Source organism: Gardnerella sp. 30-4 (assembly GCF_001641215.1).
Taxonomy (GTDB): Bacteria; Actinomycetota; Actinomycetes; order Actinomycetales; family Bifidobacteriaceae; genus Bifidobacterium; species Bifidobacterium leopoldii.
In genome coordinates this window covers 1-22,907 of sequence record NZ_LXJL01000028.1, presented here as the reverse complement: position 1 = coordinate 22,907, position 22,907 = coordinate 1, and the positions used below count along the sequence as shown (strand labels likewise).

25 protein-coding genes are annotated in these 22,907 nt (G+C 45.8%); 24 read left to right on the top strand and 1 reads right to left on the bottom strand.

Going from position 1 to position 22,907, the window contains the following annotated elements:
• Nucleotides 1-117 precede the first annotated feature (117 nt).
• The 24 genes from A5294_RS02370 to A5294_RS02260 all read left to right on the top strand — a co-directional run bounded on the left by A5294_RS02370 (nt 118) and on the right by A5294_RS02260 (nt 22,240).
• Nucleotides 118-486, top strand: a complete 369-nt coding sequence (locus tag A5294_RS02370; RefSeq protein ID WP_064340361.1) for an HNH endonuclease — start codon at nt 118-120, stop codon at nt 484-486.
• 183 nt (nt 487-669) lie between these two features.
• Nucleotides 670-1,113 carry a hypothetical protein gene (locus tag A5294_RS02365; protein ID WP_231880175.1) on the top strand — a complete coding sequence of 148 codons (444 nt, stop codon included), beginning with the start codon at nt 670-672 and terminating at the stop codon, nt 1,111-1,113.
• Entirely contained in the window at nt 1,085-2,521 is a 1,437-nt protein-coding gene (locus tag A5294_RS02360) for a terminase family protein (protein ID WP_064340359.1), read from the top strand. The genes A5294_RS02365 and A5294_RS02360 overlap by 29 nt, the downstream gene beginning before the upstream one ends.
• Nucleotides 2,518-4,011, top strand: a complete 1,494-nt coding sequence (locus tag A5294_RS02355; protein WP_064340358.1) for a phage portal protein — start codon at nt 2,518-2,520, stop codon at nt 4,009-4,011. Before A5294_RS02360 ends, A5294_RS02355 begins: the two co-directional genes overlap by 4 nt.
• Nucleotides 3,992-5,026, top strand: a complete 1,035-nt coding sequence (locus A5294_RS06540; protein WP_082851867.1) for an EndoU domain-containing protein — start codon at nt 3,992-3,994, stop codon at nt 5,024-5,026. The genes A5294_RS02355 and A5294_RS06540 overlap by 20 nt, the downstream gene beginning before the upstream one ends.
• Nucleotides 5,026-5,322, top strand: coding sequence for a hypothetical protein (locus tag A5294_RS02345; RefSeq protein WP_064340357.1), 297 nt, complete (start codon nt 5,026-5,028; stop codon nt 5,320-5,322). Before A5294_RS06540 ends, A5294_RS02345 begins: the two co-directional genes overlap by 1 nt.
• A gap of 99 nt (nt 5,323-5,421) precedes the next feature.
• Nucleotides 5,422-5,883 (top strand): hypothetical protein, encoded by a 462-nt coding sequence (locus A5294_RS02340; protein WP_064340356.1) that lies wholly within the window; start codon nt 5,422-5,424, stop codon nt 5,881-5,883.
• 33 nt (nt 5,884-5,916) lie between these two features.
• Entirely contained in the window at nt 5,917-6,831 is a 915-nt protein-coding gene (locus A5294_RS02335; protein ID WP_064340355.1) for a phage major capsid protein, read from the top strand.
• Nucleotides 6,832-6,846: 15 nt separating this feature from the next.
• Nucleotides 6,847-7,233 carry a hypothetical protein gene (locus A5294_RS02330; RefSeq protein WP_064340354.1) on the top strand — a complete coding sequence of 129 codons (387 nt, stop codon included), beginning with the start codon at nt 6,847-6,849 and terminating at the stop codon, nt 7,231-7,233.
• Nucleotides 7,223-7,573: a hypothetical protein gene (locus A5294_RS02325; protein ID WP_064340353.1), complete on the top strand. Its 351-nt coding sequence runs from the start codon at nt 7,223-7,225 to the stop codon at nt 7,571-7,573. The genes A5294_RS02330 and A5294_RS02325 overlap by 11 nt, the downstream gene beginning before the upstream one ends.
• 1 nt (nt 7,574) lies before the next feature.
• Complete coding sequence (locus A5294_RS02320; RefSeq protein WP_020758134.1) at nt 7,575-7,871, top strand: hypothetical protein; 297 nt, start codon at nt 7,575-7,577, stop codon at nt 7,869-7,871.
• The gene (locus A5294_RS02315; RefSeq protein ID WP_064340352.1) at nt 7,868-8,233 is read left to right on the top strand and encodes a hypothetical protein; all 366 of its coding nucleotides are present in this window, start codon (nt 7,868-7,870) and stop codon (nt 8,231-8,233) included. The genes A5294_RS02320 and A5294_RS02315 overlap by 4 nt, the downstream gene beginning before the upstream one ends.
• An 11-nt stretch (nt 8,234-8,244) precedes the next feature.
• Nucleotides 8,245-8,838, top strand: a complete 594-nt coding sequence (locus A5294_RS02310; protein WP_064340351.1) for a hypothetical protein — start codon at nt 8,245-8,247, stop codon at nt 8,836-8,838.
• Between the two features lie 106 nt (nt 8,839-8,944).
• Nucleotides 8,945-9,262: a hypothetical protein gene (locus A5294_RS02305; RefSeq protein ID WP_064340350.1), complete on the top strand. Its 318-nt coding sequence runs from the start codon at nt 8,945-8,947 to the stop codon at nt 9,260-9,262.
• Nucleotides 9,263-9,264: 2 nt separating this feature from the next.
• The gene (locus tag A5294_RS02300) at nt 9,265-9,651 is read left to right on the top strand and encodes a DUF5361 domain-containing protein (RefSeq protein ID WP_064340349.1); all 387 of its coding nucleotides are present in this window, start codon (nt 9,265-9,267) and stop codon (nt 9,649-9,651) included.
• Entirely contained in the window at nt 9,651-13,172 is a 3,522-nt protein-coding gene (locus A5294_RS06885; RefSeq protein WP_082851866.1) for a tape measure protein, read from the top strand. Before A5294_RS02300 ends, A5294_RS06885 begins: the two co-directional genes overlap by 1 nt.
• A 15-nt stretch (nt 13,173-13,187) precedes the next feature.
• A complete protein-coding gene (locus tag A5294_RS02290) occupies nt 13,188-13,937 on the top strand; it encodes a hypothetical protein (protein WP_064340348.1) in 750 nt (249 codons plus the stop codon).
• 10 nt (nt 13,938-13,947) lie between these two features.
• A complete protein-coding gene (locus A5294_RS02285; protein WP_231880174.1) occupies nt 13,948-16,476 on the top strand; it encodes a phage tail spike protein in 2,529 nt (842 codons plus the stop codon).
• Nucleotides 16,477-16,486: 10 nt separating this feature from the next.
• On the top strand, nt 16,487-17,056 hold the full coding sequence (locus tag A5294_RS02280; RefSeq protein ID WP_064340347.1) for a hypothetical protein: 570 nt from the start codon (nt 16,487-16,489) through the stop codon (nt 17,054-17,056).
• Entirely contained in the window at nt 17,056-17,229 is a 174-nt protein-coding gene (locus A5294_RS06695; RefSeq protein WP_156483440.1) for a hypothetical protein, read from the top strand. Before A5294_RS02280 ends, A5294_RS06695 begins: the two co-directional genes overlap by 1 nt.
• Nucleotides 17,222-19,672, top strand: a complete 2,451-nt coding sequence (locus A5294_RS02275) for a hypothetical protein (RefSeq protein WP_064340346.1) — start codon at nt 17,222-17,224, stop codon at nt 19,670-19,672. Before A5294_RS06695 ends, A5294_RS02275 begins: the two co-directional genes overlap by 8 nt.
• Before the next feature lie 12 nt (nt 19,673-19,684).
• Entirely contained in the window at nt 19,685-20,440 is a 756-nt protein-coding gene (locus A5294_RS02270; RefSeq protein ID WP_064340345.1) for a DUF6273 domain-containing protein, read from the top strand.
• A gap of 337 nt (nt 20,441-20,777) precedes the next feature.
• Nucleotides 20,778-21,773 carry a GH25 family lysozyme gene (locus A5294_RS02265; RefSeq protein WP_064340344.1) on the top strand — a complete coding sequence of 332 codons (996 nt, stop codon included), beginning with the start codon at nt 20,778-20,780 and terminating at the stop codon, nt 21,771-21,773.
• Between the two features lie 14 nt (nt 21,774-21,787).
• Entirely contained in the window at nt 21,788-22,240 is a 453-nt protein-coding gene (locus tag A5294_RS02260; RefSeq protein ID WP_064340343.1) for a phage holin family protein, read from the top strand.
• Between the two features lie 97 nt (nt 22,241-22,337).
• Here the strand turns inward: A5294_RS02260 and A5294_RS02255 are convergent, their stop codons facing one another.
• Nucleotides 22,338-22,529 carry an AlpA family transcriptional regulator gene (locus A5294_RS02255; RefSeq protein WP_064340342.1) on the bottom strand — a complete coding sequence of 64 codons (192 nt, stop codon included), beginning with the start codon at nt 22,527-22,529 and terminating at the stop codon, nt 22,338-22,340.
• Between the last annotated feature and the right edge of the window lie 378 nt (nt 22,530-22,907).

The window sequence follows — 22,907 nt, the reverse complement described above, 5'->3', positions numbered from 1 at the left end:
CACACTGTGGTGTGAAGTGGCCGCAAAGAAAGACCACCTCCACCCCATTAGAAAATAAAGACGTTAAAGGAAGCCTCGTGGTTAATACCTCGGGGCTTTTTTGTAAGGTGCTTGCATATGCCACAGAAACCAAAGAGTAACCCCCGTAGTAAGTATGGGAGTAGGCGCAAAGCAATGCGCAAACGAGTGCTTGCTTACTATGACACTTGCTACTTGTGCGGCAAGCCAGTAGATAAAACCATTAAGACTCCAGACCCATTGAGTCCCGAAGTAGATGAGATAGTCCCAGTAAGTAGAGGCGGAAGCCCAACAGACTGGAACAACGTTCGACTTACACACAGGCAATGCAACCAGCTTAAGAAAGCACACACTGCAGCTTGGGCACAAGCAAGAATATACGAGAAAGAACATGGATTAGACACAGGCGTAACGCCTGAAGCATGTTGCGACGCATACAAACAGCACAACAAACACTCAAATTGGTAAACATAAGTAACGAAACTGAAACGTTGCAGCCTTAGACCCTTTCGGCAGGGGGAGGAACCCCACGACTTTCCAAAGGAAACCAAGCCGCACAAAGGGCTAATATCTCCCCACTAAATAGCCATTACGTTACAGCCAAATCGTTACACGGTGATTTTTTCACTACAAAAAGGAGTAAAAATAGCCATGAAATGCAAAAATTGCGGTCGTTTTTTCAAAACAACCGGTCGCGGACGCGCTCCAATGTACTGCAGTGAGAAATGTAGAGTCGACGCACATCGAAAAAAGAACCCAAAACCAACAAAATCAAGCCGGCAAGAAGTACTTTTTGAGATTCCAGGCGAATCAAAACCAATAAAAACGACAATACCAACCGATGAATTAACAAAAGACGCGTTCGACAGAATGTGCGACGGAAGGCTTGAAGACGAACTGCGATTTGCGCGTGACATTTTACGCGCAGCACTCATGAGTCCAGATACTCCAGCCAGCGCATTAGCAAACATGGCAAAGCAATACGTAGAAATAACAGAAAAGCTAGCAGGCGTAGTTGATGATGAAAAAGAAAATAATGAAGATATAGACTCGGAGGTAACTCTTGATGCAGTCTTTACTCCAGACCAAAGCTAAACATTTCATATACCCAGACGGAATCGTTACATCAGAATTTCCAGCAGTTCAACAAAAAGCAGAACGCTACGGCATAACGTTTGACCCATGGCAAGCAGAACTCGGAATGTACCTACTCGGGAAACGCAAAAACGGACTGTACGCAGCAGGAATATCTGGAGCGGTAATGAGCGTACCAAGACAGGTAGGCAAAACATACACGGTAGGAATGATTGTCATCTTCCTATGCATACTTCACCCAAAAACAAAAGTAGTATGGACAGCGCATCGAACCAGAACCAGTGCCGAAACCTTCAGGAATATGAAAAGCCTGGCACAGAATACAAAAGGACTTAGCAAATACATTCCAACAACAAGAAGCGCAAACGGACAAGAAGAACTCACATTTTCAAACGGCTCAAGAATCCTATTCGGCGCTCGCGAACAAGGATTCGGTCGAGGTTTCGACGATGTTAGCATGATTATTTTCGACGAGGCACAAATTCTTACCATCAAAGCGTTGGAAGACATTTTGCCAACAATGAGCGCTGCTAAAAATCCGCTAGCTTTTTATATGGGTACTCCCCCAAGACCAATTGATCCAGGAGAAGTACTCAGAGACAAGCGCACAGCATTATTAAAAGGAACAGACAGAGATGGCTTGTACATTGAATTCAGTGCAGACAGAAATTGCAGCTTAGACGATAGAAACGAATGGATAAAAGCAAACCCATCATATCCAACGCGAACAAGCGAGTCCGCTCTCCTACGTCTTCGTAGACAGCTTTCTGAGGATTCATTTAGACGCGAAGTCTTAGGAATATGGGACGAGCTCGCATTGGCAACATCCGCAATCAGCGATAAGCAATGGCAAGCAGCGACAATAAGCAATCGTATAGAAGGCGGCGTTAAAGCATACGGCGTAGAGATTCCACCATCGCGAGACCGCTTAACATTATCCGCTTGCATGAAGTACCCCGATGGATATGCACATATTGAATTTTTAGAATCACATCCACTCACAGAAGGCACAGACTGGCTCATCGACTTTCTAGCAGAGCGCAAACGCAACATGCTAGGCGTCGGAATAGACGCAGGAAGCGCAACAGGCATACTCTTACAAGATTTCGCAGACGCACACATCCCAACAATATCGCTAACAATGCGAGACGTAGGACAAGCGTGCGGAAGATTCATGGACATGCTAGCAGCTGGAAAACTCACGCATCTACCAGACGAAGACCAGCCAGCGCTCGCAGCAGCAGTAAAAGGCGCATCAACAAGACCTCTCGGCAAAAGCGGACTTTTTGCATGGGGAAAGTTAGGCGATGACGTAGATACCACACCGCTCGTGTCTTGCACAATGGCATTACATGCAGCATTCATGAGCAAACGACACCCAGGAAGAAAGCAGAGGCTATTAGTATGACGTTACAAGATTTTGAGAACACAAGTTCGCAACTGTTGTCATTTGGTAGCAAAATTGATGGCGTAGACGAAAAAGACATGCCAACTATTAAAAGGCTCTACGACACATGGCAACAGCATTACGAAAGTAATCAAAAACGAACAGAATACTTTAACGCAGACGAAACAGTTAAAAATCTGAATATTTCCATTCCAGAAGATGTAGCTCGCAGAGTTAAAGCAGTCGTTGGATGGAGCTCGAAAGCAGTAAGAGCATTAGCTGACTTAAGCGTTTACGACGGATTGCAAATCAACGGCGACGATGTTCACAACATGCGCGCAATTGCAGAAGCAAACCAGTTCAGCGTGATTTTGCCACAAGCCATCATCAGCGCATACAAACATTCATGCAGCTTCTTGGCAATATATAAGGACATTGATGCAGGTGGAGCAGTAAGAATCGTACCTAGAAGCGCACTCAATAGTTCTGCATTATGGGATATGGCCCACCAAGAAGTAAAAGCCGCAATGACCATTACAGGAACAAATGAGAAAAACGAAGTCAACGAAGTAAGATTCTGGCTCAAAGGCTACTCATACGAAGTTAAAAAGGTTGAAGGCGCATGGAAAGCAACCGTTTCTAAACAGTCCTATCAAGGCGTATGCGTAGTGCCAATTTGCTACGATCCACAGCTCGACAGGCCATTCGGACGAAGCCGAATAACAAGACCGCTTATGAGTTATACGGATATGGCAATTAGAACCTTCGTAAGAATGGAAGCGACTGCGGAGTTCTATAGCATTCCAAAGATATGGTTCTTAGGTCTTTCTGAAGATGCACAAAAGGCGCAATGGAGCAGTTACGTTAGTGCAGTCAACGGCATAACAAAGGACGAGGACGGAGATACTCCAACCTTGCAACAGCTTACACAAGCAAGCATGACTCCACACTCGGAGATGCTGAAAACGATTGCGCTCATGGTAGCCAGCGAAACAGGTTTGCCAGCATGTGACCTTGGTATTACAACATCAAATCCAACAAGTGCTGAAGCAATGAGTGTAGCAGAACGCAAATTGACGCGCGAAGCAGATAGGCAAAATCTGATTTTTAGCCAATCGATTATTAAAGCGCTCGGCATTGCAGTTTGCTTACAAAATGACGGAATGACAACAATTCCTCCAGATGTTTATGCGGCACAAGTTGCATGGAAGCCAACGCAAGAAGTAAGCATGGGAGCTAGAGGCGACTTCTTCAATAAAGTTGCAGCAACATGTCCATCGTACGCAATGAACGAAATCGCATGGCGACAACTAGGGTTCAGTGACACAGAAAGCAGAACCTTACTCAACGAAGCACGAAAAACGCGTGCGCTTGATTCACTTAACAGTTTGCTAGGCAAGGAGACGACAATTGGTAACAAGGGAGGATACGAATCGTCTAGCAGCAGCCAACAAGAAGATAAGCGACTCGGCACAGGAAGCAGCACAGGAAGTGCTACAGAAAATAGCTAATGCATCGACAGAAGATGCTCGCATTGCTCTCATAGACGAACTGATTCCAGAAGTAGCATCACAATATAGCGAACAAATCGCTATGGCGGCTGCTAAATGGTACGAAGAAGTTCGCGCAGACGCATTGCCTGACATTGACGACGGTTTCGAAGCATCACTCGCACAAACTTATTCCAAGAAAGCAATCGTTGAAGAAATTCACGATCATATACTTTCAAACAGAAACAAGTTTGATGAAGCAATCGTCGATGCTATGGATAGATGGGTTAAAATACCAGGGCGCGCAACAATCGCTGAAAATTGCAAACGAGACCCCAAAAAGCCACGCTATGCACTCATTCCACAAGGCAAAACATGCGCTTTCTGCACAATGCTCGCAGGGCGTGGGTTTGTGTACAAGTCTGAAAAAACAGCTCATAAAATGCATAAGCATTGCGATTGTGTGGCTTGCCCTGAGTGGGATGCTAATCCAAACAAAATTAGAGGCTATAATCCTGACGTTCTTAGCGACGAATGGGATAAAGCCAAAAAAATAGTTTGGGAGAGAAACAAAGCAAAAGCTCGCAAAAACGGTAAAGACGCTAGCGAAGTTGTTGAACCAACATGGCAAGAAGTTGTTGTGCAGTTACGAAAAACGCGCGGGCTTTGCTCCGATGGACGGGTAATAAAATATCCAAAAAATTACCCAGCAAATGTAAGACATATTAGTGACCGCGTGTGGGAACACATTATGGAAGGAGACGCAAACGGCAAGGGCGGTCACGCAGCTTGGTCTAGCAATCCTGGGAAAACGAAATTCCCTGACAATTGGGATTCAAGGCAAATACAGAAAATGGTTATGTCTGTAATTGCCAACCCAAGCGAAGATGTAATTATAAAATCAAAAAACCGTCGCAGCCTTATTGCGGTAAGATATGGTATTAAAATAGAAGTACGTCTATCAAAAAAGAAAAAAGGCTGGCGCGTTAATACCGCGTTCCCAGTTGTAGAAAACAAGAAAGGAGTGAAAAGCTGATGAACATGCAGAAAATTTATTATGACATGGCCGAGAAACTTCGTCCTTATGCTGAACCATACATGGATAAACTTTGCAAAGAAGCCGCTAGTAATGCTACATGCGCAGGAGAACCTTATGAAGCGTTAGCAGATTACTTAAGCTTTGCATGGGAACACCAAAATACTCCTCGCAAACTTATTATTGAAGCATACAATCTTATTGACGATGACTATCTTGATTCATATAACGAAATGGTAGATAAACTAGGGATTCCACGTCGTCAACATTCTGCAGATTACGACGAAGATGAATAAGATTTCACCAAATTAGCAATTATCAGATTTTAGCCACCTTGCAAAAGGTGGTTTTTTATTAACCGGCCCCGCATGGGGCTTTTTTATTAAGGAGAAAAATTGGAAAACACAACACAAGAGACAGAAACCGAAAAGGTTGAAGACCTCAACAATGCCGAAACTACTTCAACGGAAGAAAAAACCGAGGAAGTAGATTACAAAGCGGAAGCTGAAAAATGGCGCGGGTTTGCACGCAAATGGGAAGCCAGAGCCAAGAGTTCAGAACAAGCAGCTGAAAAGCTCAAAGCAGTAGAAGAATCTGAAGCAAAGCTGAAAGAAAAACTATCTGCTATTGAAACTCAGCGCAAACACGACGAACTTACGCAACTCGTCGCAAAAGAAACTGGCATACCAGCTGCACTATTGCGCGGTTCAACAGAAAAAGAATTACGCGATCATGCAGAGGCAATTAAAGAGTTTTCCAAACCAAGAACAGACAGCATTCGCCTTAACGATGAGCCAGATGGCTTAAAAGTAGACGATACGCTCGCGTTTGTTCGCAAGCTTTTTTCTAACGATTAAACAAAACCCTATGTAAGGAAGGCAAAAAAAATTATGGCAACTTTAACAACTAAAACCTTAACACTCCCAGACCATTTGCTACAGGGAATTGTAAAAAATGTGGCTTCTGGCTCTACTGTTGCAGCATTATCTGCTGCAAAACCGACACTTTTTGGTAATTCTACACTCGTCACCTTGGAGTCAAGACCTCGTGCAGAGTTCGTGGAAGAAGGAGCAAACAAAAGCCCAACTAACATTACATTTGGATCTGTACGCGTAACACCTCATAAAACCCAGGTAACAATGCGCATCAGCAATGAAGTCGAATGGGCTGACGACGATTACCGGCTCGGCATTATGAAAACTCTTGCCGAAGAAGGAGCAACCGCATTGGCACGCGCACTCGACTTTGGCTTACTTCATCGCGTAAATCCATTAACAGGCACAGTAACTGATTGGACGAACTACCTTACTTCTACAAAGAAAACCGTTGATGCCACTGCAAGCATCGATGCAGACATTGAAAAGGCAATTGGCTTAGTTTTGACAGACGGCGAAGGAACGGACGTAAATGGTCTAGCTCTATCCAAGCCAGCTGCTTACGATCTTGCTACAGCTAAAGATAAGCAAGGCCATTTAATGTACCCAGAACTTGGTTTCGGAACTGAAATGACTCAGTATAAAGGCATTAAGACAGCTGTGTCTACTACTGTAAATGGTCTTCCTGAAATGAAGCAGGACAGTGGTGTTAAAGCTATTGTTGGCGACTTTGCCAATGGCATATATTGGGGTATTCAGCGTAAGTGCCCAGTAGAACTTATTCCATACGGTGACCCAGACGGTCAAGGCGACTTAAAGCGCACAAATCAACTCGCTGTGCGCTTGGAAGTTCAGTACGCATGGTACGTATTCGCAGACCGTTTCGCTGTTGTTAAGGCACCAGCTGGATCAGCAGTGGTATCTCACTAACAGGAAGGCGCTGGCATGGAAGTGTTCGCAACGTTTGACGACGTAAAGGCGCGCTACCCAGCAGCCTCAACACGAAACCGCGAAACAGTAGAAACACTGATATCTGATGCGTCAGCTCTTATGCAAGCAAGCGCGCCAAAACTCACAGACAACAAGCGGCTACTTTGCTTCGTTTGTTGCAGCGTAGTAAGGCGCGCTCTTGCAGCAGCTGAAAACGTCGGCGACGGAATGACTGGAGTAACACAAACATCGCAAACCGTGGGAGCTTTCTCACAATCGTGGAGTTTTACAAATCCAGCTGGTGACTTGTATTTAACTCGCGCTGAAAAACGCTTAATACGAGGGCAAGGAGCGCAAACAGGCTTTCATGTGAACCTTACAGGAGATTCGGATGAAAGGTGAAACAGTAACAGTTCTTTTCCCAGTATTTAACGGAGTTGATGCACTCAACAATCCTATAGAAGTAGCACCAAAAGAGGAACAAGTAGAAAATGTGCTTGTTTCTCCAGGAAGCGGAGCATCTGCTAACGCAAACGCGGATAGCGAACTACAGCCATACGGCATAGAAGTGTCACGCATCTGCTACTTCCCTCGCTCATGGACCTACAAAAGCCTACGAGGAGCAAAAATTCGGATTCGAGGGCGCGAATATTCAGTGCTTGGCGATCCAGAGCCATTAGACGGAGGTATGAGTCCAACCGCCTGGAATTTCGAAGTCGACGTAACAGAAAAGGAAGGATAATGTGAGCAAAAACAACGTTAAATTAAACTTTGACGGCTTCCTACAGCTGCGACGAACAGCAGGGCACACAGTAGTAGCAAAAGTAGCACAAGAAATCGCATCAAATGCTACTGCTATGGCGACAACCACAAAAAGCGGAATACACCCGAAATATGTGGCATTGCCAGTAAAAGATACTAAACATGGTGCCGTCGCAATCGTTACAGCAGCAAGCAATCCTTCCAAAGAATGGCTGGCAACAATGCGATCAGAAGGACGACATCACTGGTTAGCAAAAGCTGTAGGAGCAGGTAAATGAAAACCATTGAAGAAACAGTTATCACTTACCTCAACACAGATGGACGCATTGACGGTTTTGAAGCATCAGGGCTTGTGCCACAAAATGCAACAAGCTCAAGTAGCTTCATAACGGTAGAAAAAAACGGCACAAGCATAAGCGACAGAAAAAGAATTTACGCTCTTTCTGCATCAATTTATGCACCAAGCCAAATAAAAGCCGCAGAAGCTGCAGATGCTCTTGCTCTCACGCTTATAGAAATGCCAGAGCATGCAGAAAACGTTGCAAGCATAATCATCGATACAGTCACAATCTACCCAGACCCAGACACCCCATATCATCACCGATTCATGGTGAATTTCAGAATTAACACACCTTTATAAAGGAGATTTTTATGGTTAGAAATATTGCTGTAGCAAAACAATGCACAGGCGGAGTACTTTTCGTAGCGCCATCAGGTACACCGTTGCCTACAAATGCTACGGATAAGCTTGATGATGCTTTTAAGAATGTAGCAGACTTGAACGAAGACGGAATCACACGATCCACCGACGTTGACACCACTGATATCAACAACATGAGTGGCGAAAAGGCGGCGTCATTCATCGCTTCCTACGAAGAAACATTCCAATTCGTGATGCTAGAAACCAATGTAGCTACACTCTCAGTACGATACGGTAAAGACCGCGTTAAGTCCAACGGTGACGAAGTAACTTCGTTTACCACAGGTATGCCGAAAAATGAACACGTTAGTATTATTGCAGATATTCTTATGTCTGGCATGAACAAGAAGCAGCGAGTAGTGATTCCTGACGCAGTTCTTACAGACACAGGAGATTTGCAATATCATTCTGGCGACGCAATTACCTACGACGTAACATTCTCTACCTTCCCAGATAAGCAAGGCAACAATTCATACAATTACTTTGCAGATTTGGGAGCGTCGCAGCCAGCTAGCGGCGTAGCTACAGAGCATAGCAACGTCTGATAAATCTTGCTCACGTAAGGCTTTTATTCCTTTCACTTACGTGAGCAGCTCTTAACAAAACGAAAGGAATTTTCACTCTCTCATACACTCTTAAAAAGGACTAAACATGCCACAAGACAAGAAAATCGTACCTAAAGATGAACCAATCATTGTATCTGTAAAAGGCGTAGAGCTTACAGTTGACCCACAAGTGCTAGACGATCTGGAGACATTGGAGCTTCTTTCACAATTAAACCCAGCAGACGATACAGAACCTAACGCTTTCGCACTTATTCCATTACTTAAACGACTTTTTGGAGAAAAGTACAAGCAAGTTAAAAATGCTTTACGAAATAAAGAAACAGGGCGAATCACTATGGAAGAAGTATCCTCTTTCGTGTCTGAATACTTACGTAAGGTCTCCCCAAACTCCTCACGCTCGTAGAAATGCTACGCATCGCGCCAGATATCTTACGCGCGGATATTCAAAGATTCTACGGGCTTAACTTAGATGAAACAGGCGAAAGCATACGCGTTAGGCGAATGGCTGATTTAGCAGCAAATTTGCCAGACTGTGCGCTTATTTGGGGAAAAATCAACCCACAAGCACAATGGAACGCAACGCGACAATTGCTTGCAAATATTGCAGACAATACGGCTTTTCTAGCATTTTGCAAAACGAAAGACGCAAGCAAAGGCAAAAAGTTCAGCAATACAATCAAGAGGCCTGGCTCAAAAACAAACAGCAACAGCACCACAATCAAAACAGGCCATGCGGAAAGTAGCGAAGAACTTTACGCTTTGCTTGGTATAGATAGAGGAAGAGACAAATAATGGCAAAAGGCGATACTGGCATTAATATTGCGCGCGCTTTTGTAGAAATTGTGCCATCTACAAAAGGCGTAGGTAAGGCTATTTGCGACGCTTTCAATAATGCCAACAATAGTGTTTCTCAAAAAGGTTCTGAATCTGGCAAAAAATATGCAGTTGGGTTCAATCAAAACGTTAGCAAAATTGGAAGCAACATTGCCCAAAAACTAACATCAGCCAACTCTACTGTTATACAAAAAGGCTCACAAGCAGGCACAGGCTATGCAAGCACTTTTTCCCAAAAAGCAGCAGGGATAGGCGGCAAAATCCAGCAAGCACTCAACTCTATGGCATCTCACGCACAAAAAAGCGGCGAAAACGCAGGCAGCGGATTTGCTAAAGGATTTGGCTTAAAAATGGGCATGATTAGCGGCATAGCACAATCTGTTACCAGCAAAATTCTTGGTGCTTTTGGCGGCATTACTAGCGAAATCATGAGCGCGTCTGACTCCGCGCAAAAGTTTGGCGCAACATTGCAATTCGCAGGAGTAAGCAATAAGCAGATTAAAGAGCTTACCAAATCAACACAAACATACGCAGATAAAACTGTGTACGATCTTGAGGATATACGTTCAACTACAGCACAGCTCGCCTCGAATGGGGTAAAAGGCTATGACAAGCTTGCAGAAGCAGCAGGCAATCTGAACGCAATCGCAGGTGGTAACAAAGAAACTTTTAAGTCCGTTGCAATGGTACTTACTCAGACCGCTGGCGCTGGAAAACTCACAGCAGATAACTGGAGACAGCTCTCGCAGGCAATACCAGGTGCATCTGGCAAGATCCAGGAACAGCTTAAGAAAAACGGTGTATACACTGGCAATTTTGCAGACGCAATGCGCCAAGGCAAAATTACTAGCGAAGCATTTAATAAAGCATTGCTTGACCTAGGATTCAACGATGTTGCCGTAAAAGCCGCACAAAGCACAGTAACAATCGAAGGCGCATGGGGAAACCTGCAAGCGTCCGTCGTAAAAGCTGGAATGGTAATCTTTGACTCAATCAAAGGACCAACAACTCAAGCAATGAGTGCACTTGCAGATGCAATCGGAAACCTAACCAACTCAATGCAAGCACCATTATCAGCAGCTATTAGTGGAGTTGTTGACTGGTTCGGGAAACTCTTTGCAGCAATGCAAAACGTTGGAGTATTCGAGTCTTTCAAAGCAATATGGCAATCATTGTGTGACATTTTCAAAGAAGTATTCAGCATTGCCGGAGGGTGGGGTGCACTATTCCCACCTGAATCGTTATCTGCAGCCCTAAAGGGAGTGCTGGATGCATTAAACGGAGCTTTGCAAGTGGTTAAATTCTTAACTCCTGCTTTATCCCCGCTTATTGCAGCATGGGCAGGATATGCAATTGCCGTAAAAGCCGCACAAATTGCCACGTCTGCATGGTCTAGCGTTACAAAAATTGCTACAGCGGTACAAGCAGCTTTTAACGCTGTAATGAGTATGAATCCTATAGGTGCAGTAGTGCTCGCGTTAGCAGCACTTACCGGCGCTTTAGTTTGGTTCTTTACTCAAACAGACACAGGAAAGAAAGTTTGGCAAGCATTGTGCGACGGATTCTCACAATTCATTGGGGGCATTGGATCAGCATTAGGCACCGTGTGGAACGGGATCATAAGCGGATTCCAAGGGTTTATCAATATATGCTCCAACGTTTGCAAAGCAGTGCAAGGAGTAATACAAAGCATTGCAGGGACATTAAGCCCTATAATTTCTACTGTATTAGGTGCTATTGGAGCTGCTTTTGGCCAACTCGCTCAGATAATTGGAGCCGCATTCGCTGCTCTCCCTGCTCTTTTCAGTCAGCTTGGCGAAGCGCTGCAAGGCTTATGGAATATGATATCAAGTACTGTTGGACCGCTTTTTGAGCAACTTGCCAAAATAATTGGCCCTACTTTTTCTGAATTCCCTGCTCTTTTCAGTCAGCTTGGCGAAGCGCTGCAAGATCTATGGAATATATTTTCTACTGTATTAGGTGCTATTGGAGCTGCTTTTGGCCAACTCGCTCAGATAATTGGAGGCGCGTTCGACGCTCTCCCTGCTCTTTTCAGTCAGCTTGGAGCAATATTACAGGGAGTGTGGAATATAGTGTCAAACGTTGCAAAAGCGCTCGGCACTGCGCTTTTGCAAGCTATTCAAGCAGTATGGAATTTCTTGCAGCCGGTATTTCCTGCGCTTTTGCAAGCTATTCAAGCCGTTTGGAATTTCCTACAGCCAGTATTCTCTGCCGTCGGGCAAGCAATACAACTTGTATGGCAAGCTCTCCAGCCGTTAATAAACGCTATAGGAACATTAATACCTACAGCAATAAATATAATGGCGCCATTGCTCCAAGGAGCTTTTTCTATAATTTGTACAGTATTTCAGACTCTTGGCAACATAATTGCAGCTGTATTAATGCCAGCTTTTAATGCGATTATCCCAATCTTTTGTGCTGTTGCGCAAACGGTAGGAGGAGTCCTACTTGCCGCATTCCAAGCAATTGTAGGAGTAATACAAGGGGTTATTCAAGTATTTACCGGAATTATTCAATTTATAACTGGAGTATTTACAGGCAACTGGAATAAATGTTGGCAAGGGATTCAAAATATTTTTGGCGGAGTTTGGACTGCGATACAAAGCGTTGTAACAGGCATTTGGAATTCTATAAGTTCTTTAATTCAAGGAGGACTTCAAGCTATTCAAGCCATATGGAACACTGTATGGAATGCCATTAAGGGCATTGGAGAAGCTGTTTGGAATGGAATAAAAGCGGTTATACAGGCAACTCTTAATACAATTAGCAACGTTTGGAATGCTTGCTGGAATGGTATCAAGAACTTCTTCAGTAACATTTGGAACGGTATCAAAAACGGTGCTAAAGCTGGAATTGATGCTGTATTCCACTTTGTTACCGGCTTGAAAGATAGGATTCTTGGGTTCTTCAGAGGTGCTGGTCAATGGCTGTTAAACGCTGGTAAAGCTATCCTTGATGGCTTCCTTAAAGGCTTAAAAGGTGCATGGGACGGAGTTTGCAACTTTGTTGGCGGCATTGGTAGCTGGATTGCGCAGCATAAGGGACCAATCTCTTACGATAAGAAGCTGCTTATTCCAGCTGGTAACGCTATCATGCAAGGATTCAGCAAAGGGCTTGACGACTCGTGGCAAGGCGTACAAAAACAAGTTGCAGGATTCACCAAGCAATCTGGAAATTGGTTTAATGATGCGAATGCTATCCGCTTAAGAACTACAGTTATGCCACCTGATGGAGGATGGAATGCTCAACAAAATCAGATAGCAAAAGTTGCAGCAAATTATGAAGTCGACGCATCAAGAACAGGCTTAACAAAGCAGGATCTATACGACGCATTCGACGGAGTAATGAGCCAAGGCGTAGCGCTAAAACTGAACGGTCGCGGCGGAGAAGTCATGGCAGGAATTCTCTCAAAACCAATGAACAATGAGCTAAACAAAATGGCAACACTAGGAAGATAAAAGAAGGGAACAATAATGCTGGAATGTAGAATCAACAAAATTCCACTCGACGAATGGGGGCTGAATCTCGAAAAAAAGGGAATCAGCGTAGAATCACCAAAAACAACTACATCCAGCATTACCGTTCCTGGACTCAATGGCGCACTAGATACAACGGTAGAAGACGATACGCACGCAGCATTCCTACAAAAACGCGCAATCACCTTAAGCCTCTACGCTTTAGGCGATTTAGCCACAGTAAACGCTCTTTTTGAGCACATCGCCAAAGAAATTCACGGAAAGCAAGGAAGTTTACAAACAAGCGACTCAAACGGGGAATATCGCGGACGATGGAGCATATCAAACTGGAACACAATACGAAACTGGCAAGATTCGTTCCACTGTGCACTACTGCTAGAACTATCACTCGATGCAGATCCGTACGTTTATGGCAAAAAGCACACATTCAGGCTACATGAAGGCGAAAACCATGTGGCAATACCAGGAAGCAGTCCAGTGTGGCCGCAATTCTCACTTTCCATTGACACAGATGCAACGTCAATAGCTAGGCAAGACGGCAAAACCCTTACCTTTAGCACAGGCTCACACATGAATGGCGTATTGTCCATAGATACAAGTCCGCGAAGCAGAAATTGCAGGATCAACAACAATATTATTCTTCCAACAATCGATTCCGATTACTTCACGCTGCTACCAGGCGCAAACGCAATCACATGTACAGGCTGCAGCGGAACACTCGAAGTAACACCATTAACATTAATGTAAAGGAGCATCAATGCGATTTGCTCACGTAAGCTACAACGGCACATTAAAGCCAGACATTACATCTATTACTAAAGCGGTAAGCACATGCGCAGTAGACGGCACAGATACGCTTGACATTACAACACTTGATGGTGGTGTAGAGAAAAATGACCGCTTGCTTTACTTAGATGGCAAAGGCTTGTGGCGCGAATACATTGTGCAAAGCGTTGAAACACAGCGCGACGAAGGCAAGCCAGTTACTACAGCGTATTGTGTGAACTCTATCGCAGAACTCGGAAGCGTATACATACTAGACAAACGAGGACAAAAAACAACCGCACCAGAGCGCGCGAAAGTAGCGTTAGAGAGCACACGATGGAATGTTGGCACTGTAGATAACGGCACAATACGCCATTACACCGATCTAAACTTCTACCATCAAAGCGTTCTAAAATCTTTACAAGACATTACAAAAACATACGGGCTTGAACTTGAAACCAGCGTAAGCGTTGAAAATGGTAAGGTTACGGCGCGCACGGTGAATTTGCTGGAGCAGCGTGGTAATCGGAATGCTGAAAGGCGTTTCGAGTATGGGTGTGATTTGAAGAGTGTTAAGCGTACTCTTATGGCTGAGCAGGTTATTACTCGTCTTTATGCTTGGGGTAAAGGCGAGGAGAAAACAGACGATGACGGTAACGCTACTGGCGGATATTCTAGGCGCATTGGCATTAAGGAAGTAAACGGTGGCGTGCCGTATGTTGATGATGTTGAAGCGCAAAAGTATTGGGGTGTGCTTGAAGGTGACGTTGTTTTTGAGGATTGCACTGACCGTAATGAGCTTTTAAGGTTTGCTAAGGCACGCTTAACTCAAGTGTCGAAGCCTCAAGTAGCTTACGAAGCGGACGTGGTGAACTTAGGGCGCGCTGGCTTTGACGCGAATGGTGTTGGCGTTGGCGACGCGGTTCAGGTTGTTGATACGACTTTCACTCCTCCTATTCGGGTCGAGGGGCGTGTGCTGAAAATCGAGGAAGACTTACTCGACTCTGTTGACGCTACGCGTATTACGCTCGGCAATATTAGAGAGTCTTACACTCAGAAGCGGCGCGCTCAAGAGCAGAAGCTTGATGCGCTTATTGCTCAGTCTAGTGAGTGGAATGCGGTTGCTGAAGGTAATGGATTGTATGTTCGTGACCTTATTGGTCGCTTGAATGATGTAATGAACGGTGTTGGCGGCTATACGTATTTGAAGCCGGGCGAGGGTATCACGGTTTATGATAAGCCTGAGAATCAGCATCCGACTCGTGCTATTCAGCTTGGTGGCGGTTTTTGGCGTACTTCTAACTCGAGGAAGCCTAATGGTGATTGGGATTGGAAGAATATTGCGTCCGGCGAGGGTATTTTCGCTAACGCTATTACTACTGGTAAGCTGATGGACGCTCAAGGGCGCAATTGGTGGGACATGGAGACTGGCGAGTTTTCGCTTCAAGCGTCGGTGAAGATTGGTGGAAAGACTGTTCAGCAGATTGTTAATGATAGTGCTGATGGTGTGATTTCGAAGATGAACGAGTCCTTGACGCAGGAGGCTATTTTCAACAAACTCACTAATAATGGTCAAACGCAGGGTATTTATTTGAGTGGCGGTCACGTTTATTTGAACGCGTCCTACTTGCGTACTGGTGTGATTAGTGGTGCGCGCGGCAAGTGGGATTTAACTCAAGGCATTATCAGCATGTGGGATACGGCTGGTAATGAAACCGTACACTTAGATGGTGATGGTAAGAATAATAAGCTTATTGGCGAGTTTAGAACGTCATTACCGGGCAATTATGGTGTGATGTTAAGTCCTAATTTTACTACTGCTCATTTTGATGACGAAGGGTATGAAGGCAAAGGCTCTGGAATCAGGTTTGAATCTCCCGGACATTATGCGAACCCAGTAATAGCGTCAGAGGGTGAAAGTAATGACGGTAGCACGCTCAGCTCGATTTGGATAGGTAGCGGAAGAGTTCGAAATCATGACCCCGGCGCAGCAATGCGCGTTAGTGAAGATTATGCAAACGGCAAGTATGCGATGGTGAGACTCGCTGCTTATGGAGACTACGACAGTAAAGACTCTACGCTGCGTGCCGGACTCTATGCTAGCTCTTACCCGAATTCTTACGCTGGCGGTGGTGTTGCGAAGCTTTTCTCAAATAACGGGCTTGAATCATGTTACGTGAGCGCTAACGTATCTAACGGCGAACTGTATTTTAACGGTGCGCTCGGTGAAGAAAATAATCGTAATACTTTTATTGCTTACCATTGGCTTGCTATGCCGCACGGTATGGGACCGCGCCAGCATGAAGTTTTTGAGTTTACTACTGGTTGCCCGGCTAAGTATGGCTGCTATTATGCTGTTGCTTCGTCTGACTCTGACTGGGGTGTGGTTAATTGTCACGTTGCTTTTACTGGGCGTGCAGCGGCTTGGAAAGTAGGTTTGGAGAACAATTTGCAAGGTAAGTGCCCGGTGCCGGTGTATGCGAATACTTTTGGCTGGCTTGTAAACAGGAACATGGGTTAAAGGAGGTTCTGTGGCTCAGACTATTGAGAAGCAAGGTGACTATTATATTTTGCGTTTTGACTCGCCTCGTGAGGATGGGGTTACGGCTTGTGTGTTTAGTGCGCAAACTATTGCGTCTTGGAGCGCATTGCTTGGCTTGGAGAGTACTGAGGAAGCTATCGCGGCTATCATTAGCGCGAAAGAACCTAGGGATGCGTATGATCCGAAAACTGGGAGGAACGCGTGGACTGACGCTTATGATGCGCTTGAGGCTACTCTTGGCGATAGTGCTCCCCCGTCTAGTTTTATGGCTGTTAATGCTGCTAACGGCGCGGATTCTAATCCTCTTGTTGCTGCTTACAATAAGACGCGCGCGACTCTTGGACTTGGGTTAATGAAGCCTCCGACACCGGGGGCTTTTTTCGTACTCGAAAACAACGATTCACAACCACACGCTGAGAGTGGTTCTGGTATTGATACGAGTTGCGTGGACGCAAGCGTAGTTAAGAAGCTGGAGGCTGACGCGGATTTTCAGAAAGAATTACAGGATGCTGCTGAAGGCTTTTATAAGAGCCTGATGCCACAGGATAGGAGAAACTAATGACTGATAAGGATTCAGTTAGTTTTGATGGTGCGGTTGCCGCGAAGCTGAGCGAAATGCTCGCACAAGCTAACGCGCGCATTGCAGCACTAAGCGTAATGGTTGAAGTGAAAGACGCTCAGATTAAAGAGTTGAAGGCTGAGCTTGACAAGAACGGTGAGGATCATGAGTGATTTTCAGAATGTGACGTATGCTCCGATTCTACTGGATTATGCGAATGCTTTTATTCCTGACGTGAGGTTGCATGGCGGTGACGCTAACGGGCGTATTATTCGCGTGCAATTGTTGGATAATGGTGTGCCGGTTGATGATTCGAATATCGAAGTTTATTTGACGTATAATTGGCAGCTTGGCGTGCTAATTGGCGGTCGTGTGAAAATGGCGGCGGCTGATAGTCCTGACGGGCGCGTGTGGCAGGTTGCTGTGCCTGTTGCCGCGTGTGCTCGTCCGGGTACTGTGACGCTTGGTTTTGAGGTGAAGCGTGAGAACACGGTTGTGTGTTCTCGTAATTTCACTGCGATTGTTGAGCGTCCGGTTGTTGATTATGGTAGTGCTGAGTCGGTGTTGACTCACGCGGATTTGGTGGATGCTGCTAATGAGGCGCGTGAGCAGACTGCTAAGGTTGCGGCGTTGACGAATGAGTTTTCTCAGCTTGTGTCGAAGAGTGAGGAGACGACGCGGAATGCTGATGAGGCTGTGCAGCGTGCTGAACAGGCTGTGAGTGGCACTAATACGGCGGCTCAGGCGGCGAATGATGCGGCTGGTAAGGCTCAGGCGGCGGCTGATAATGCTAATGCGGTTGCCGGTAGAGTTGCGTCGGCTGTTGACGCGGCGAATGAGGCTAAGAACACGTTTGATGGTGTTGTGCAAAAGTGTGAGCAGGCGGCGCAAGAGGCGAATACTGCTGCTGGTAAAGCTACCGAGGCGGCTGGTAGTGTTGCTGAGGCTACGAGTAAAGCTAATGAGGCGGCACAACAGGCTACTGAGGCTGCTCAGAGTGTGGATGAGGCTAAGAGTAAGGCATCTCAGGCGGCACAGTCTGCTACTGACGCAGCACAGGCGGCTGAGCGTACTATCGCGGATTTGAAGGCGAACGCGCAGCAAGCGTCTGACGCGGCACAAACCGCTAATAGTGCGGCTGGTAAAGCTACCGAGGCAGCTGATAAAGCTGATAGTGCAATACAGGCAGTTCAGGCGGCGGCACAGGCTGCTACTGAGGCTACGAGTAAAGCGAACACGGCTGCTCAGAGTGTGGACGCGGTTCGTGAGAAAACTGAGGCTGCTAACAAGCAAACCGAGACTGATTTAGCTGCGCTTAAGAGTGAGGTTTTGAAAGCTCAGCGTGCCGGGTTTGATGCGACTAGTGCTGCTCAAAAATGTAATGAGGCTGCACAAGCTTATAGGAATGTTAGTGGCGAGGTGGCTCAAGCTAAACAGACTAGTGAGCAAGCGGTTGAGGCTGCTAATAACGCGTTGCATACTGCTCAGGAGTCTGCTACTGCGGTTGCTCAAGCTCAGAGTGTGCTTGACCAAGTTAAGGATGCTGGTGAGACTGCTAAGCGTGTGGTTAGCGCGGTTGAAGAGTTGAAGCAGACGAAGGATGCTGCGTTGGAGGCGACTCGTACTGCTAATGCTCAAGCGTCTGCGGCTGGCGAGGCGGCTGGCAAGGCTAATAATGCTACTAGCACGGCTAATAGTGCGGCTGAGTCAGCGAACGCGGCAGCTGGTAAGGTTATGCAAGCTTTGCAAGAGTCTGAGACGCGTTTGAAAGCGGTTGAGCAGACTGCGTCTGACGCTAAAAGCGTGGCTAGCACGGCTAACAGTACGGCTGAAGCAGCACACTCTACGGCTGAGCAAGCTACGAGTAAAGCGAACGACGCTGCTAGCGCGGCTAGCACGGCACAACAAGCAGCAGACAACGCGACTAATAAGAGCAAAGAGAACGCTAATAAGATTCAGGCTCTTGACGCGGCATTATCCGCTAGCCGTAAAGGCTCGTATATGCGTGCTGGTGAGAATGTTCAAATCACGCAGATGTCGCAAAACCCGATGGATGGTGTGACGATTAGCGTACCGGGTTTGACGGCGGTTAAGAATACTGCTGAGCAGATTCAAAACAAAATGAATTCTGCGGACACTGCTATTGACCGTGCTCAAGGCACCGCAGACGCAGCTTTTGAAGCTACAAATAAGAATAAGAGTCGTATTGATTCTATGGAATCAGAGGTTAAATCGTTAAAAAACTCTTGTAGCACAGCACAGTCAACAGCTACTGAAGCTAAAAGCGCAGCCGACACGGCGAATGATGCAGTTGAGGGTGTGAAAAACAGTATAAGCGAGCAGAAAGTAAAAACGTTCATTCTCGAGGAAAATATGAGTTCCGCTAATACTTCAACCCATCTTGAGTGGTTAGAAAGTGTAAGCATTCTACAACAAATACTCGTATACCCTGCTTCTGAAAGTATGGACTTGTACATGAAAGCGCAGCCAACATTTACTTTTAACGGAAGTGACCACGGTCCAGTCTACTACGGTGGGGACGTTTCAATTCATGTTAAACACCCGACATCCGGGTCTTGCACTTTTATCATAGTTGTTTTCCCTAGTATGAATTGAGAGGTAACACGTATGACTGTTTTTCAAATGCCTTTCTATTTCGTGCAGGAAGAAACACTGGAAGATAAGAAGAAGAAGTGGCTGAGTGAGCACGCGCATGAGCATAAGCGGATCACACCAGATTTTGAACCAATACCCGGGTGGAAGCCTTTTGCAAAGTATGGTTCAAGCTCGGCGGAAATTATCGCTAACTGTGTAAAGAAGGAGGATTTTAGTATTCTGCATGTTGGCGACTACTTCAATGAGACTATAAATGGTACGACTTACTGGTGGACTTTTACAGAGTTTAATCACTACGGACAGAACGAGGCACTCATGGTGCCGGATAGGCTCATACCGGGCAGTTATGAGTTTGGCACCAGCAACACTTACAGTGGCTCTAATCTGGAAAGTGAACTTAACAAATTTTACTATGCAATGCCTTACTTTTTGAGAGATTATATAATTCGCATGTCTCTAAACTGGACGGGTGGTGGGGGTTCTATGGTTTCTTTGAACGAGTATGTTTTTCCACCATCTGAGATAGAAGCGTTCGGGTCGGCATATTACTCTAGTGAGGGGGTTTACTCTTACAAAAAGTGGGCTTGTTTCACGGATGCTAATAGTCGCGCGCGCGATGGTAGAACGTATTGGCTTCGCAGCGCGTACAGTAGTGACTCTCGATACGTCGTTGACTGTGACTCGTATGGCAATCGGAGTGCTGACCGCGCATACATGAAGCTAGGTATACTCCCATGCTTCTGCATAGGGGGGGGGGAAGATGAGTAAACCAACTCCCCCGGAACCAGAACCAGACCCCGGTGACGGCGACTGGATTTAAGTAGGTTCTACAAAACACGAACGCGTATTATACGCAACTCAAACCAAAAAATGAGACACTTTAGGACACTGTAGGATAAATAGGAAAAATTTGAAAGTCTTCAACAAGAGTCCAACAAGAGTCCAATAAGGACAAAAACTGGAAAGTATGATACTTTTCGTCCGAATCCGTCCGAAACCGTCCGAAGAATCCGGTTTTATCCGGAACCACTCGACTACAATACGCACAAACAATTTTTTAGCCACGCAAACAGCGTGGCTTTTTTAATAACCAAAGGAGGAAGATATGGCACTCAACGGCATAGACATATCCTGGTACCAACGCGGCATCAATATCGCAGCAGTACCAGCCGATTTTGTCATCGTTAAAGCCACCGAAGGCACATGGTACACAAACCCGTGCTTTCGCACTCAAGCCGACGCGACACTCAACAGTGGCAAGCTACTAGGCATCTACCACTACATTAACGGCGGCAATGCTAAAGCAGAAGCACAATACTTCGTAAACGCGGCAAAACCATACATTGGGCGCGCAGTACTCGCACTCGATTTTGAGAGTGGCAGCAACAGTGCCTATAAGGACGCTGGATATTTGCAAGTATGTGCGACAGAAGTATACGCGCTCACAGGAGTACGTCCACTACTATACGGCAGCCAATGTGACTACGGCAGGCTAGCTCAAGTAAGCAAAGCTACAAACTGTGGACTGTGGATAGCACAATATGCAAACAATAATCACACTGGATACCAGAACAAACCTTGGAATGAAGACTCGTACGGTTGCGCAATACGCCAATACTCTAGTGCTGGAGCGTTACCAAACTATGGCGGCAACCTTGACCTTAACAAATTCTACGGTGATCGCGCAGCGTGGAATAAATACGCTCAATCAGACCATGCAACGCCTCCTCCAGCACCTAAACCAGCACCAAAACCAGCAACGTCCCCAATCGTAAAAGACGGCGACATTAGCGGTTTTAACATGCACATTCCGTGGGGTACGAACGACGGACAAATAATGCATTTTACGCGATGCGGCAACGTCGTAACAGTAAACGGTTGCGGATACGTCAAATGCGTTGGAGGCTCGTGGCTTAAAGCCGGTGAGCGTGTGCCTGAAGGTTTCAGACCGGTCACCTTAAGCACTATCCACTTATCAGGCAACGGCTCAGGAAGCCTCATGGTCAAACCAGACGGAAGCATCTACTGGGACGGCACGTGGAAAGAAAACTTCACGCACATAAATGCCGCGTGGATAACAAAAGATAATCAACCAAAATAATAGGAGAAAAAAGAATGAATGCTGAATTGATTGAACTGAGCATTGTAGCAGTACTCGTAGTGCTCGACTATGTGAGTGGCTTCGTAAAAGCTCTTGCAACTCACACCGTAAGCAGCACTAAAATGCGCTCGGGACTGTTTCATAAGTTCGCATACGTGCTAGTGCTCGCATTAGCATTACTACTGGAGCATGGCCAGCAGTATATTCACATTGGTATTACGATTCCTATCGTCGCGCCGGTGTGCGGTTATATTACAATTATGGAGATTCTGAGCGTGTTGGAAAATGCTCAAGCTTTGAATCCTGAGCTTGCTGGCAGTGGCATTTTTAAGATTTTCGTAAACTCTAGCGATGCTTTACGCCGTGAAGTAGAAGCACAGACTGGCAAACATGCCGCAGTCGAAGCTGATACCGAGTTAGATGGACGCGGCAAAAAGCCGGAAGACACGCCTACCGAAAATAAGTAATACGCGACATGCTCAAAGTATTCTCTAATGAGAATACAAGTTGAGAATTAGTAATTACCCCTCGCCTCGTGCGGGGGGTAATTTTTTATACTCTTAACTACTCTGCATTAGAAGGGCGTCCGCCATGACCTGGACGGCTCGCATTCCAAGTTTCAATACTTTCACGTTTCCAGCCACGAGTGCGACCAATAAACGCGTCTGGATCTGGAAGATTGTAGTTGCCAAGCGCACCAGTTTTTACACCAATAAGCTCGGCAACTTCCGTATAGCTCAAATAACGCTCACTCATACTACCCTTTGTGCTTTCTCCCAGCATCTAACGCACATACGGCACTGATTACAGCGCAACCAGTTATGAGCCAAGGTGAAAAATGGCACCATACTCCAGCGATAATAACGAGTGAGAACATGGCAGATACTATTGCATCTAATTTCATAATGAGCCTGCAGTATAGTGGATAGTGAGTCCCGGACACTTGGTCTGTTCGGGACTCTTTATTTACTTATTGCGCTTCAACTCTTTGATAAGCTTTGCTATTGCTTCTATAATCTTTGCAATGCCAATCAGCAGACTTGCAATCGCAACAAGTATTTCCACTACATGCATGTCACCTCCTTTCTTGTTTGACACTTTATATAATAGCACAGCTATTATATAAAGTAAAGT